12 protein-coding genes are annotated in these 14,086 nt (G+C 53.5%); 8 read left to right on the top strand and 4 right to left on the bottom strand.

Going from position 1 to position 14,086, the window contains the following annotated elements; genetic code table 11:
• Positions 1 to 6: 6 nt before the first annotated feature.
• Positions 7 to 456 carry an NUDIX domain-containing protein gene (locus tag ABWV33_RS06565; RefSeq protein WP_113824019.1) on the bottom strand — a complete coding sequence of 150 codons (450 nt, stop codon included), beginning with the start codon at positions 454 to 456 and terminating at the stop codon, positions 7 to 9.
• 77 nt (positions 457 to 533) lie between these two features.
• Here ABWV33_RS06565 and hslO point away from each other — a divergent pair, with 77 nt between their 5' ends.
• The 8 genes from hslO (at position 534) to ABWV33_RS06525 (ending at position 9,785) form a co-directional block, all read left to right on the top strand.
• Positions 534 to 1,520 (top strand): Hsp33 family molecular chaperone HslO, encoded by a 987-nt coding sequence (hslO, locus tag ABWV33_RS06560; RefSeq protein ID WP_353329537.1) that lies wholly within the window; start codon positions 534 to 536, stop codon positions 1,518 to 1,520.
• Positions 1,513 to 2,109 carry a CoA pyrophosphatase gene (locus ABWV33_RS06555; RefSeq protein ID WP_353329536.1) on the top strand — a complete coding sequence of 199 codons (597 nt, stop codon included), beginning with the start codon at positions 1,513 to 1,515 and terminating at the stop codon, positions 2,107 to 2,109. The genes hslO and ABWV33_RS06555 overlap by 8 nt, the downstream gene beginning before the upstream one ends.
• Positions 2,106 to 3,269 (top strand): CCA tRNA nucleotidyltransferase, encoded by a 1,164-nt coding sequence (locus ABWV33_RS06550; protein ID WP_353329535.1) that lies wholly within the window; start codon positions 2,106 to 2,108, stop codon positions 3,267 to 3,269. Before ABWV33_RS06555 ends, ABWV33_RS06550 begins: the two co-directional genes overlap by 4 nt.
• Positions 3,270 to 3,460: 191 nt before the next feature.
• A complete protein-coding gene (locus ABWV33_RS06545; RefSeq protein ID WP_353329534.1) occupies positions 3,461 to 5,299 on the top strand; it encodes an ABC transporter ATP-binding protein in 1,839 nt (612 codons plus the stop codon).
• Positions 5,296 to 7,128 carry an ABC transporter ATP-binding protein gene (locus tag ABWV33_RS06540; protein ID WP_353329533.1) on the top strand — a complete coding sequence of 611 codons (1,833 nt, stop codon included), beginning with the start codon at positions 5,296 to 5,298 and terminating at the stop codon, positions 7,126 to 7,128. Before ABWV33_RS06545 ends, ABWV33_RS06540 begins: the two co-directional genes overlap by 4 nt.
• Before the next feature lie 38 nt (positions 7,129 to 7,166).
• On the top strand, positions 7,167 to 8,399 hold the full coding sequence (locus tag ABWV33_RS06535; RefSeq protein ID WP_353329532.1) for a class I SAM-dependent RNA methyltransferase: 1,233 nt from the start codon (positions 7,167 to 7,169) through the stop codon (positions 8,397 to 8,399).
• A 20-nt stretch (positions 8,400 to 8,419) separates the two neighbouring features.
• Positions 8,420 to 9,205, top strand: coding sequence for an ion transporter (locus tag ABWV33_RS06530; RefSeq protein ID WP_353329531.1), 786 nt, complete (start codon positions 8,420 to 8,422; stop codon positions 9,203 to 9,205).
• A 61-nt stretch (positions 9,206 to 9,266) separates the two neighbouring features.
• Positions 9,267 to 9,785: a L,D-transpeptidase family protein gene (locus ABWV33_RS06525; protein WP_113824011.1), complete on the top strand. Its 519-nt coding sequence runs from the start codon at positions 9,267 to 9,269 to the stop codon at positions 9,783 to 9,785.
• Here ABWV33_RS06525 and ABWV33_RS06520 read toward each other — a convergent pair.
• From ABWV33_RS06520 to ABWV33_RS06510, 3 genes are read right to left on the bottom strand one after another with little or no spacing between them, the layout of a single operon-like run.
• On the bottom strand, positions 9,782 to 11,218 hold the full coding sequence (locus ABWV33_RS06520) for a nodulation protein NodH (RefSeq protein ID WP_353329530.1): 1,437 nt from the start codon (positions 11,216 to 11,218) through the stop codon (positions 9,782 to 9,784). The genes ABWV33_RS06525 and ABWV33_RS06520 overlap by 4 nt on opposite strands.
• A 6-nt stretch (positions 11,219 to 11,224) precedes the next feature.
• On the bottom strand, positions 11,225 to 12,922 hold the full coding sequence (locus ABWV33_RS06515; RefSeq protein ID WP_113824009.1) for a DUF5927 domain-containing protein: 1,698 nt from the start codon (positions 12,920 to 12,922) through the stop codon (positions 11,225 to 11,227).
• Positions 12,919 to 13,905: a glycosyltransferase family 2 protein gene (locus ABWV33_RS06510; protein ID WP_353329625.1), complete on the bottom strand. Its 987-nt coding sequence runs from the start codon at positions 13,903 to 13,905 to the stop codon at positions 12,919 to 12,921. Before ABWV33_RS06510 ends, ABWV33_RS06515 begins: the two co-directional genes overlap by 4 nt.
• Positions 13,906 to 14,086 lie beyond the last annotated feature (181 nt).

Raw genomic sequence — 14,086 nt, 5'->3', positions numbered from 1 at the left:
TGGCTCCTATCTCAGGGAGCTGACATGTTGCTGGGCAAAAAAGCGGTCTCCTGAATTTCCAAGCGCCTGAGTTGCAGCCTCTGCGTGCATCCAACGCGCTTCATGAAACTCTTCCCGAGGGGGGCCCATGCGCCGAACCGGCATTGCGCGGTAGATCATGCAGATTTTTTCGGCCCAGAGATCATATTCCGGCATAAAGACAAACCGCCGAAAGGTTCCCACCCGACGTGGTGTCGCGATCAGCCAGCCGGTTTCTTCAAAAACCTCTCGGTGCAGGGCGGCAATCGGGGATTCCCCTGGGTCTATGCCTCCGCCAGGAAGCTGCAATTCAGGGTTTTTACCGTCATCATACCAAGTGACTAACAAAGAGCTCTGACGCGGTAAAAGCGCATAAGCGCCCGCACGGCGAATGTACTTTTGGCCGGGTTCAGGGCTTTCGCCAAAACGTCTGATCATGTAATGACCCCTTTTATCACGGCTTGTTCCACCTATATGGACGCGGTATGCCAATCTGTGGCGTGTAAGGAAACCCCATGACTATCGGATCAAAAATCGCGTGGGACGACACCGTCCTACCCTTTCAACTTGATTTACCAGATATGCGCGGCCGCGTTGCCCGTTTGGATGGTGTGCTTGACGGCATTTTAAAGCAGCATGATTACCCGCCTCAGGTTGAGGCGCTGGTTGCCGAAATGGCACTGTTGACTGCATTGATCGGTCAAACGATCAAATTGCGGTGGAAACTGTCTTTGCAGGTGCAGTCCAAGGGCGCTGTGCGGATGATCGCAACCGATTATTATGCGCCGCAGAAAGAGGGTGAAGCAGCCCGAATTCGGGCCTACGCGACTTATGATGCAGATCGTTTGACGGATGCTGTACCTTTTGATCAGGTCGGCGAAGGGTACTTCGCGGTTCTGATCGACCAAGGTGAAGGCAACAAGCCGTATCAGGGGATTACCTCTTTGGATGGAGCCACGTTGAGTGAATGCGCCGAAGCCTATTTTGCGCAATCAGAACAGTTGCCGACACAGTTTAACCTGAGTTTTGGAAAGTCTTCGGCACCCGGTGTGGCCGAGCATTGGCGTGCAGGCGGCGTTATGTTGCAGCACATTCCCAAAGCATCGCCCTTTGTGGCGCAAGAAGGCGGCACTGGTGAAGATCTGAAACCCGCAGATTTGCTTGCGGGTGAAGAAAGCGAAAACTGGAACCGGGTGAACATGCTGTTGGCAACTGTCGAAGATCTTGAACTGATCGGCCCATCGGTTGCACCGACCGATCTATTGGTGCGTTTGTTCCACGAGGAACAGCCGCGGATCTATGATGCGCAATCAGTGCAGTTTGGGTGCACTTGTTCCGAAGACCGAGTGCGTCAAAGCCTGTCCATTTATTCGGCCAAGGATATTGCCACGATGACCACTGACGAGGGCGAGGTGACTGCTGATTGTCAGTTCTGTGGGGCGCATTATGTGCTTGATCCCAAGTCCGTTGGATTCGAAGCGGAACAGCTAGACAGTGAGTGACATCGTATCCGATCTGAGGGCGGCACTGGAGCGACCGGGGCATGGATCAAGTGATTTTGATCTGAATCCCGAAGTTGTGCTGCCTAAAGGTCGGCGTCTGCGTCCTGCTGGTGTGTTGATTGCAGTGTCGTTAGCCACTGACACACCCCGTGTGATTTTGACCAAGCGTTCATCGGCCTTGAAACACCACCCGGGGCAAATCGCATTTCCCGGTGGCAAGCAGGAAGACTCTGACGAGGATGTTGTTTTTGCCGCTTTGCGCGAGGCCGAAGAAGAAATCGGTTTGCCGCGTACGGTGCCAATGGTTCTGGGCCCATTACCCGAGCATGAAACTGTAACTTCATTCCAGGTCACACCGGTTCTGGCGATTATCGACCAACCTTTTGTTCCCACACCCGAAGCGGGTGAGGTTGAAGAAGTGTTTTCGGTTCCATTGGCGCACCTGTTGAACCCGGATAACTACATTGTTGAGTCGCGGCGGTGGCGCGGGCAGCGACGTCGGTATTTTACGGTTCCGTTTGGACCCTATTATATTTGGGGTGCAACAGCGCGAATGTTGCGGGGGTTGGCAGCTAGGGTGCAGCCGTGACCCGGATTTCAGACAAATGGATATTTGACCCTTCAACACAAAAGGTATGCTCGGCTTTGACGGGTGACGGTGCAATTGCTCTATTTGTTGGGGGGTGCGTGCGCAATGCGTTGTTGGGGGTACCGGTCTCGGATATCGACATCGCCACAGATGCAACTCCGGATCGCGTGATGCGACTGGCGAAAGCCGCGGGAATTCGCGCCATTCCAACCGGAATAGAGCATGGGACTGTTACACTGGTGCAGGATGGCATCCCGCACGAAATCACAACATTTCGTCGCGATGTCGCAACGGATGGAAGACGTGCCGTTGTGGCGTTTTCTACAGACGTCGCCGAAGATGCTGCACGGCGCGATTTCACTATGAACGCGCTTTATGCCTGTCCTGATGGAGAGATTTTAGATCCTCTTGAGGGACTGCCGGATTTGCAGGCCCGACGTGTCAGGTTTATTGGCAATCCGCGCCATCGCATACAAGAGGATTACCTGCGCTCGATGCGGTATTTCCGGTTTCATGCATGGTATGGCGATGAATCGGCTGGGCTAGACCCCGAGGCGCTGGGCGCAATTGCTGAAAACCTTGAGGGGTTGGAAACGCTATCGCGCGAACGGGTGGGGGGTGAGTTGCTTAAGTTGTTGCAGGCGACAGACCCGGCCCCAGCGGTTGCTGCGATGAGGTCGACGGGAGTGTTGAGTGCAATCTTGCCGGGCACAGATGATCGTGCGCTAGCCCTTGTTGTCCACAATGAATTCTTAGCAGGTGTCGAACCAGACGGCCTACGCCGGTTAGCGGTCCTAGGTGATATCGACCCTATGGCGCAGCTGCGATTGAGCAAGGCACAAGCTGGGCGATTGAAGCGACTTCGGACAGCTGCTTTAGACACAACCCTGATGGCTGCTGCGTTGGCGTATCGATTTGGGTCCGATCTTGCGCGCGATTCGTTGCTGGTTCGTTCAGCTTTGCTCGAACAGCCTTGGGATCCCAACGTTGAACAACAGATTGCGCTGGGCGCCCTAGCTGTGTTTCCAATTCGGGCTGTTGATCTGATGCCCGACCTTCAGGGCCAGGCGCTTGGGGCGCGACTAAAGCTGCTTGAAACTGCTTGGATCGCGTCGGGGTTCACTTTGGGGCGGGAAGAATTGCTATCCCAAAAAAAGTAACGTCCATTCCTAATTTTTTTGAGTGACAAGCTTAGATCTTTGCAGCTAGGTTTCGCGTGCTACATAACGGAGGGCAGCGAATGTATTACGGGATTTGGTTCACTTAATCTGAGGTGATCGCCCCGCTCGGGTGGTGCCTTGGCTCCGCCTCTTTCGCACGTCCAAAATTTAGCTCATCCGGAGCAATTGTTATGTTTCGCTTTTTCGAAAACCTTGTTGATCCCTATATCGCCTATCCAGAGGAAGACACACCGCCAACGCGGCTGTGGCCATTTATGTTGGCTTATTCCAAGCCGTTCTTACGGGTGTTTTTCTGGGCCGGCTTGTTGTCGTTTGTTGTGGCCGCCGTCGAGATTGGTCTGATCTATTACATGGGTCGGATTGTTGACCTGTTGGGTGGCACACCTGCCGAAGTCTGGACCAATCACGGGACGGAATTCATTGTTCTGGCTTTGTTTGTGCTTTTCGTACGTCCGCTACTGCACGTTGCAGATGTGTTGCTTCTGAATAACTCTATCTTGCCAAATTTCGGAACGCTGATCCGTTGGCGTGCGCATAAACATGTGCTGCGGCAGTCCGTTGGTTGGTTTGAAAATGATTTTGCCGGGCGTATTGCTAACAGGATCATGCAAACCCCACCTGCCGCTGGCGAGGTGGTTTTTCAGGTTTTTGACGCCATTTCATTCTCGATAGCCTACCTGATCGGGGCTGCAATCCTGTTGATGGCTGCGGACGTGCGGTTATTGGTGCCATTGATTGGTTGGTTTGTGCTGTATGCGGCGCTTGTAAAATGGACAGTCGCGCGCGTTGGTCCCGCCTCTCAGGCCGCCTCAGATGCGCGGTCTACCGTGACGGGGCGCGTAGTGGACAGTTACTCGAACATCCATTCGGTCAAGATGTTCGCCCACCATGATCATGAACTGATTTATGCTAAGGAAGCGATTGAAAACACGCGTAAAACGTTTCAGGCCGAAATGCGGATCTTTACCGTGATGGACACGGTATTGGTATCGCTGAACGGTGTATTGATCGTTGGCGTTGTTGGCTGGGCGATCATGTTGTGGATGCAGGGTGAGGCCTCTGTTGGTGTGGTGGCTGCGGCAACGGCGCTGACGTTGCGCTTGAATGCTATGACTGCTTGGATCATGTGGGCGCTGACGTCGTTCTTTCGGCAACTTGGTGTGGTGGCTGAAGGGATGGAAACCATCGCCAATCCAATTGCGCTGGTCGATGCGCCTGAGGCAAAGCCGTTGATGTTGGATCGGGGGCAGATCGAACTCCAGAACTTGTCGCACCATTATGGTCGGGAAACGGGGGGCTTGGATCAGATCAATCTGACAATCGCAGCCGGTGAAAAAATTGGCCTGATTGGGCGATCTGGTGCGGGCAAGTCGACCTTGGTTAAACTGTTGTTGCGGTTCTATGACGCCGACAAGGGCACAATTTTGTTCGATGGTCAGGACATCCGCAATGTCACCCAAGACAGCCTGCGCAGTCATATCGGGATGGTACAGCAAGACAGCTCGCTATTGCACCGCTCCGTGCGGGACAACCTGTTGTATGGTCGCCCCGACGCAAGTGAAGAAGAGGTCATAGCGGCAGCCAAACAGGCCGAGGCGCATGAATTCATTCTGGATCTTGAGGATCCGCAGGGTCGCACTGGGTATGATGCGCATGTGGGTGAACGGGGCGTGAAACTGTCAGGCGGTCAACGACAACGCGTGACTTTGGCGCGCGTGGTGCTCAAGAACGCTCCAATCCTATTATTGGACGAGGCGACTTCGGCCCTGGATTCCGAGGTTGAAGCTGCCATTCAGGATACTCTATATGGCATGATGCAAGGCAAAACGGTGATCGCAATTGCGCACCGACTCAGCACAATCGCGCAGATGGACCGGATCTTGGTAATGGATCAGGGCCGCATTGTAGAACAAGGCGGGCACGATGAATTGCTGGCGCAGAATGGGCTATACGCTCAATTCTGGGCACGGCAATCAGGTGGCTTCCTTACACCGGAGGCTGCAGAGTGAACGTTGCAAATCTGATTGATCCCTTCAGACCCACGAATACCCCACCTCCTGAAACCCTTGGCGCATTCTTCAGATGGTGTCTGGCCGGGGCTTGGCCCATGTTGTTTGTGGCTGCCTTCTTTTCTGCCTCTGCCGGGGTGATGGAGGCGGGCACGGCTTGGGTATTAGGTCTTGTGATCGACAGCGCTGTGGACAACGGCCCGGATGTCTTCTTTTCTGCTACGAACCTCGGTTTGATAGTGGGGTCCGTCGCGTTTTTCTTGTTGGTGCGACCAGCGTTGTTTGGATTGTCTTCAATTTCGAACGCGATGATTGTTCAGCCCAATATCCCACCTTTGGTTCTTGCTAAATTGAACCGTTGGACCTTGGGTCAGTCCGTCACGTTCTTTGATGATGATTTTGCAGGCCGGATTGCGCAAAAGCAGATGCAGACAGCCAATTCTGTCGGCTCGGTTGTGTCCGAGGCGATAAGTGCCATCGTCTTTGCGTTGGCGTCGCTGGTTGGGTCACTTGCTTTGCTTGGCCTTATTAACCCATGGGTCATAGTCCCGTTTTTGCTGTGGCTTGTTACGTATTTCAGCCTGATCCGTTGGTATATGCCGCGTGCCCGGAAACTGTCAGCGGCCAGGGCCGGGGCAAAGGCCTTGGTTACGGGGCAAGTGGTCGACACGATCACCAACATCAAGACGGTTAAGTTGTTTGCTCTTTCTCAGCACGAGGATACCGTGGCGCGCAATGCCATGGGTGGTTTGCGGGACAAGGCGATAGATTTTGGCCGTATGTCAGCCAGTTTCCGGATTCTGTTGATGACATTGGCGGGGGTTTTGCCTGTGTTGCTGATTGGTGCGACGCTGTTGTTGTGGAAGGTCGGGAATGCCACGGCCGGTGATGTTGTAGCAGCCGGTGCAGTGTCGATTCGGATCGCCCAAATGACGGGCTGGGTTAGTTTTACGCTGATGGGGCTATATTCCAGTGTCGGTGAGATCGAGAATGGGATGAAAACGCTCACCCGGCGGGACCGGGTCGAAGATGTCGCCAATGCCGCAGCGTTACAGGTCGCTGGTGGTCAGATCGAACTGGATCGGCTGTCTTTTGCGTATGGTCGTGACGTTGGCGGGATTCAGGATATTTCGCTGACTATAAAGCCGGGTGAAAAGTTGGGTATTGTCGGTGCGTCTGGGGCCGGGAAATCAACGCTCGTGTCGTTGTTGTTGCGGCTCTATGATGGGGAAAAGGGCCATATTCGCATCGATGGTCAGGATATTGCCGCTGTTACGCAGGACAGTTTGCGGCGCCATATCGGGATGGTTACGCAAGAGACAGCGATGTTCAACCGATCTGCGCGCGACAACATTTTGTATGGCAATCCAGGCGCGACCGAAAAACAGATCATAGCGGCGGCACAAAAGGCCGAAGCGCATGAATTCATCCAGATGTTGCAGGATGCAAAGGGTCGCAAAGGGTATGATGCCCATTTGGGCGAGCGCGGCGTAAAACTGTCTGGTGGTCAGCGTCAGAGAATCGCGCTTGCGCGCGCCATTTTGAAGGACGCGCCGATTTTGGTCTTGGACGAAGCAACCAGCGCGTTGGATTCCGAAGTTGAGGCGGCGATCCAAACCGCTCTGCATCGCGTGATGGAGGGCAAGACTGTGTTGGCCATCGCGCACCGCCTGTCGACCCTCAGCGAGATGGATCGGATCATTGTAATGGACCAAGGGCAAATTGCGGAAACTGGCACGCATGAGACATTGTTGGGGCGGGGTGGTTTGTACGCTCAGTTCTGGCACCGTCAATCCGGCGGGTTTATCCAGACAGAAGCCGCAGAATAAGGCTTTTGCCGGAGCTCAAGCCCCGGTATCAGGCTACTATGAGCCAGCAATACAACATAGCCAGACTGGGCCACCAAGGCGACGGGATCGCCGATGGCCCGATTTTTGCCTCTCGGACATTGCCGGGAGAGATCGTCTCTGGAACATTGGAGGGCGGTCAGCTCACTGATATTCGGGTTGAGGCGCCCTCGGATGAGAGGGTGAAAGCCCCCTGTCGCCACTACAAATCTTGTGGTGGATGCCAGTTGCAGCACGCCTCAGACCGTTTTGTGGCGGATTGGAAGCTGGGCGTTGTACGCAAAGCGCTCGAGGCGCAAGGGATAGAAACCGAATTTCGCCCAATTCATACTTCGCCAGCTGCGTCCCGACGTCGGGCAACCGTTTCGGTACGGCGGACGAAAAAGGGCACGCTGGCTGGTTTCCATGGACGTGCGTCTGGTGTGATTACCGAAATACCTGACTGTCAATTGTTGGACCCGGTGCTGATCGCGGCAATTCCATCGGTCGAAGAGTTGGCGATGATTGGTGGCAGTCGCAAAGGTGAACTGGCGGTGACGCTCACTTTGTCCGAAGTTGGATTGGACGTTTCTGTACGCGGCGGCAAGCCGCTGGATGGTCCATTGCAAATGACCTTGGCGCAGGTGATTGCCCATAAGGGGTGGGCTCGCTTGGCTTGGGATGACGAAATCATTGCCATGGCAAACCCTCCGCGGCAGCGATTTGGCGCGGCGTTGGTTGTGCCGCCGCCCGGCGCATTTTTGCAGGCAACCAAGGATGGAGAGCAGGCGTTGCTGGCCGCCGTTCTTGAAATCACCAGCGGTTCAAAGCGGGTGATTGATCTGTTTGCCGGGTGCGGCACCTTCAGTCTGCCGCTGGCGGAAACGGCCGAGGTTCTTACCGTTGAAGGCGAGGCCGAAATGACGGCGGCCTTGGATCAGGGGTGGCGCATGGCGCGGGGCCTAAAGGCGGTCACCGCAACGACACGCGATTTGTTCCGTCGCCCCTTCATGCCTGATGAGCTGGCGAAATTTGACGCTGTTGTGTTGGATCCCCCGCGTGCCGGGGCCGAAGCACAAATTTCGGAACTCGTACAGGCCAAGCGGCCAGTGATAGCCTATGTCTCTTGCAACCCGGTGACGTTTGCGCGGGACGCCGAGCGACTTGTTTCGGCGGGGTATCGCCTGAATTGGGTGCAAGTGGTCGATCAGTTTCGCTGGTCTGCACATGTGGAACTTGCAGCGTCGTTCACCTTGTCACATATGAACGACTGAGCAGTCAGGAGCAGCAGGTTATGAGTTTTAGGCAAAAATTAGATGCCTTTGTCACCGGACCACGGTTTGGACAATTCATCACCCTGGTGATTATTTTCAACGCAATTTTGCTGGGTCTTGAAACGTCTCCCAGCGTTATGGCCAAAGTTGGACCACTCGTTAAAGTTCTGGACAGTGTTTGTCTGGGGATCTTTATCGTTGAAATTGCGATGAAGTTGTTCGCGCAGGATCGACGTTTTTTTACCAACGGCTGGAACATCTTTGATTTCATCATCATCGGCATCGCGCTGGTTCCAGGTGGTGGTGGTCTGTCGGTGTTGCGGGCTTTGCGTATCCTGCGGGTGCTGCGTGTCATATCAGTCGCGCCCCGCTTGCGACGCGTGGTTGAAGGGTTCATTACCGCGCTTCCTGGCATGGCCAGCGTATTTTTGCTGATGGCAATCATCTTCTATATCGGGGCTGTAATCGCAACCAAGCTCTTTGGCACATCATTTCCTGAGTGGTTCGGCGATCTGGGGCGAAGCGCCTATTCACTGTTCCAAATCATGACGTTGGAAAGCTGGTCGATGGGAATTGTGCGTCCTGTCATGGAGATTTACCCCTACGCGTGGGCGTTCTTTGTTCCGTTCATCATGATCACGACCTTTGCTGTCGTGAACCTTTTGGTGGGCTTAATCGTGAATTCCATGCAAGATGCCCACCAAGAAGAAGATCACGAGCGTACGGATGCGTACCGGGATCAGGTATTGGCCCGATTGGAAGCGATCGAAGCCATGGTGTCCGAACGTAGTCAGACAAAAAAGTGATTTTGACAGCGCGAACAGACAGCGTATGTGAGCAGAAAGAAACAAAAGGCAGTATTGAGTAATGGATCGTCGAGTATTTGGCCTTGGGGCAGTGGCTACGTTGGGTTTGACCGCTTGTAGCAGCGGGAAGAGCAAATTTCGCCGTTACAATGGGCCCGAAGTCACTTCGGTCGTGGTCAACAAGGGCGCGCGAAAATTGTACGCCTTGCACAATGATGAAGTTTTGAAGTCTTTTGATGTGGATCTTGGCTTTGCACCCGCAGGTGACAAAAACTTCGAAGGGGACGGCAAAACCCCTGAGGGAACGTATTTGATTGACCGCCGAAACCCGAATAGCAGCTACCATCTGTCCATCGGTATCTCGTACCCGAACTCACGCGATGTTGCAGAAGCACGTGCCATGGGGAAAAGCCCGGGTGGTGAAATCTTTATTCACGGTCAACCCAACCGTCTGAAAGAGCTGGCACGGGCCAAGAAAACGCCGGATTGGACCGCTGGCTGCATCGCTGTGACGAATGATGAAATCGAAGAGCTCTATGCCATGGTTAAAAATGGCACTGTAATCACCCTGCGTCCTTAGTTGGTCGGGCGCCAAGGCCCAAACCCAAACATTTGATAGTCCCGCTGATAGACAGATGCGCACATGGATTCGAGCTTGTCGTCGTAGATGTCGGCCAAACTGTAGGGCTGATCCAAGGGGGCTGTGTTGGGCACGGCTGGGTCCGGGTGCCCGTATCTTTGAGCGAGCGGCGGTAAGACGGTTGCCAGCTCATCTTCGCGGAATACATAGTCCAAAATGGCAAATTCGGAAAACATGCTAAGCGCTTGTGCTTGCGTGCACCAACGTCCGTCCACGCGAATTGCGGTTTGCCCTGCGAGGTTCATTCGGAGAAAACCAAGAAAGACCTCAAACGCAGCGCGATGATCCGATTTCGAATAACTGGAATCAATTTTGCCCTTGGGAAGCGGTAAATTGAACTGATTCCGCAGGGTCTCCCTGATCTTGACAAATGCGCCACGCTCTTTGGACAGGATTTTATTGCAAAATACCGTATGCGCGCGCGCCAGAGGGTGACGCAACACAGTAAAGCGCCGGTTTTCTTGATTGCCGCGCATCCATTGCCGCGCTTGTTTCTGATTCAAGCCCGTGATCAATGACTCAGTTGGAACCCCGTCCAGATCAGCCATCCATTGTTTAACCTGATGTTCTGGTCCGCCTTTGATGGGCATGAAAAGCAGTGGTGTGACCGCGCCCAGCACATAAGTTGGGACAGCAGCCCCACGCCGGGGTTCGAAATTAGGTGTTCGAGTTAAGTTGAAGCGATCCAACCCGCTTAGGGCTTCGGTCATTTCCTCAAGGTTCGCGACCTTCGAGGTGACCGGGCTTGGGTTCTGTGGCTTTAGGCTTTTATCTAAAGCGTCCAGTTGGCTAGGAACACCAAGCCATTTGGCCAGTCCGTTCACCACATCAACGCTCTGTAAATCCTCGTAGGCGAGATAAAATGCCGTTTGGCCCGTTTGTTGTAATGTATTCAGCAAGAAGACTTGAAAATCTTGCAAGGTTTCTACAAAGCGCGAGAATTCATTGGCATTGAAGGTCGCCTGCGCTTCTCTTCGGCGCTTGATATTGGTCAGTTTCCATTGCCCGGTTTCTTTGGCAATTTTCCACGAAACATAACTGTCCAACGGGTTGCGTGTCAGAATGATTTTGGCGCAACGGGGATCTTCCATCGCGATCTCCAAAACCCGGGGGTCATGGTTATGAAAGTATCGAAACCCGCTCAACTTATCAGGAGTATCCCGGATGGCGTTAACCAGGCACATGGGGTCTGAGTCCCGCATTGCCTGTGACACTTCAAGAATCTCTGTTTTGTCTGGATACCCTATGAAATGCGGGTTGAAAGCTTCGCCGTGACAGCTGAGCCCATCCAAGGCATTCAGGTTGGTTTCTAGGAAATTGGACCCGGTGCGCATTTCAGCAAACACGATGAAATAGTCAAAGTTCGTGGTCATTCAGATTTATCGCACCAAATAGGGTTTGCGGCTTGGTCGGCTCATATTAACGGGGGCTTGTTCAACAGGAAAGTCCCCCATCAGGTAGGGGTGCATCCCTTGGTTCTTAAGGTTCTGCAGGAACTGCCCAAATCCAGTCAGATCCACCATGGTCGGGGCTTCGGATAGCCGTCGGGGAATAGTTGGGCCAATTTCATCCACAATGGTTTGGATCGGCTCCATCGGGGCCTCAACAAACTCGGCCATTTTCCAGATCCGCACCCGCGCTTTGGTCCAAACTGACCGCAAGATTTCCAAATGGTCGCTTTCGATCTTTTGCAACAAAGCCGCTTCTTTGCGGATATCCGCGAAATCTCGGTTTGATTTGAACAGAGGGACGGCCCAGGCTCCTGCAATCACTGAAATCTGGGCATTTGGGTCACGTGCGGAAAGCCAATTGATATCTTGCGTGTCCGCCGGCCCGAATTGAAAGCACTGCCTTTCACCACGTGTGTTCCAGATCAGACTGGTTAGAAAGCTCTGCGGATCATAGTCTCGCTTTTTCGCGCTGTCGCTGAGAGCCCCATTGATTAGGGTTTGACCGCCTGAAAATTCCACCCGTTCAGGGCCGAACAAGTGGCCATGGACGCGCGCGCCGGTAGCTTTGGCCAACCAAGGTTCAAAGTCTTCGAACAATTCCGTAAAACCCTGAAAGATTGAATAAGGGTTCGAGGTCAATCCGTTTTCATTGCCGTGCCGGGGGAACCGGCTCTGCATGTAGAGCCCATCACGCCCTCTGGTCCGACGCTCAACGGCCTTGGCAAAGATGCGGTCGATTTTTCCGGGGTTGGGTTCGGTTTTCTTCATCGCCCCGGCTTGATCCGTCAGAAATGCTTGATATAGCCGGTTTGCCTTTGGCCAGATTTTGCGCGCGACAAAGCAATCTGAACGCCGCAAAAGCTGAAGATGATCATCATAAAAGATGTGGGGCTTGCCCTGGAAATCGAATTTGGACAGCGTCAAAGAGCGGCTTTCGATATTCGAAGAATATTGCCGTGCGAGGGTTTGAAAATAGCTCTCGTCAGGAATCCAGACACGTTTGAAATAGCGATCATATGTTTCACGTTCGGGATCCTGCAAAATGGCAGAAAGCGTTTGGCGGGTGAGACACCACCATTGACTGCCCATGTGTGGGATCAAGCCGGTCGGGATCTTACGTTTGATCCGCAACCGTCGTTGCAAATCAACGTATCGGTCAAACAGAAATCGCCGCTTTTTCCAAGAAAACGGAAACCGCAGCGTAAATCGTTCGTGGTCAAGGCCGCCAACGGTCCAAGGGACATCTGCTGTTGTAGCGCTTTCTATAAAGTCGGTGCGCGGGCGGGCAGCGAGATAATCAATCAACTCCTGAACCGGGCGCAGCGGTAGGCAAGAACCAGATGCCAGGTAAACATGGCGAACGTCGGGAAAGTTCTGCAACATCAATTCAGAGGCTGATTGCGATGCTGCGACCAAGCCCCAAGCGCCCCATTCACAGCGATGGCGTTTGCAGAACACGATCAGGGAATTGTCGGAACAGGATTTTTGAAACGCGGCAAAGGTCTTTTTAGGGACATTCATGTCGACATGCATGACAACAGGACAGCCTGCTGCCGTCCAGTGGCGCGCAACTTGTTCTGCGCGATCCAGTGTGTTGTGCACCAGCATGACGATCCCGATAGTCATGCCCAATTCCCCTTGGACATCAGACCTAAGATTTCGAGCTGACGCCAGTTGATGTATTTCTCAGACCACTTGCACCAAAGCTCGGGATGCTCGCTCAACTTGTCGGCGTATGCAGCGTATTCACGCGATCCAGCATAGTGCTGCTTACGGGATTGCTCCTCTTGTGCTTTTGCGGTGAAAGTGTCCAAAAACTTGGTATGCAGCAATGCGCCGCTGGCCTTTTCACCGCCCCATTCATCGTAAACCTGATTGAGACCACGGGGCAGCAACGCATGAGTGGAACTCACGTAGGCGTATCGCTTGGTCCATTTGACCAACGGGATTTTGTTCAGAGCGGGCGCGCTTTTGGGGGTTTCGGGAAAGAAAACCCGACTGCGTGGGCCACCTTGAATCCAAAGGTTCCCGTAAGTCGCGTTCTTTTTGATTGTGTAGTTGCCAGAGTCGAACCAGCTTGCGATCTCGAGCGGGTTTTGCCCTTCCTGATATGGGTTCTCGTCCAGCCTTCCCTTGGGATACACATCAACAAGCATGGCGCTAAAACTGCGTATTGACGAATTGTCGAGCCAATCGGTCAATGCCTGAATGGGCCGTGTATCGCAGAACGGATAAACAAAGAATTCATCCGGGTCGACCACCAGCGTCCAGTGATCATTGCCGTATGTGCGCTGGAGCCAGTTCATCCAATCGACGCCAAAATTGGCGCGTTTGTAGCTGTGTTTGGTGTTCCAAACAGAAACATCCCGCTGCCCGTTTAGATAATCCAGCGTTCCGTCGGTGCTGTCATTGTCCACGAATAGGAAATGATCAACACCCAGATCGCGGTAGTACCGCAGGAAATACGGTAGTCGTACTTTTTCATTTCTAAAGGTGCTGACGAGAATGACATCGTTGGGGCGAATGGCGGCGGAGTTGTTTTGAACCGAGCGCAACTCTCTGGACTTGCGCATGCAGCGCAACAGGCGACGCCGGCGCCGCACTCTCATCCGATAGGAGTCCCAAAGGCTCACGTGTCGATCCAACTTTCACTTTACCGCCCCTAGCACCGAATACGTCGTGTAACAGGACAAAACGGGGCGAATATCAACTTATGTCATCTTTTCTTTCATGGAATCAACGGATTTAGAAAGAGTTACGAATGGGGAATGAATTTGTCATAACGTCATA

It is taken from the genome of Phaeobacter sp. NW0010-22 (assembly GCF_040365955.1).
GTDB lineage: Bacteria > Pseudomonadota > Alphaproteobacteria > Rhodobacterales > Rhodobacteraceae > OMPR01.
The sequence above is the reverse complement of the archived record's forward strand: the minus strand, read 5'-3'. Positions and strand labels throughout refer to the sequence as shown.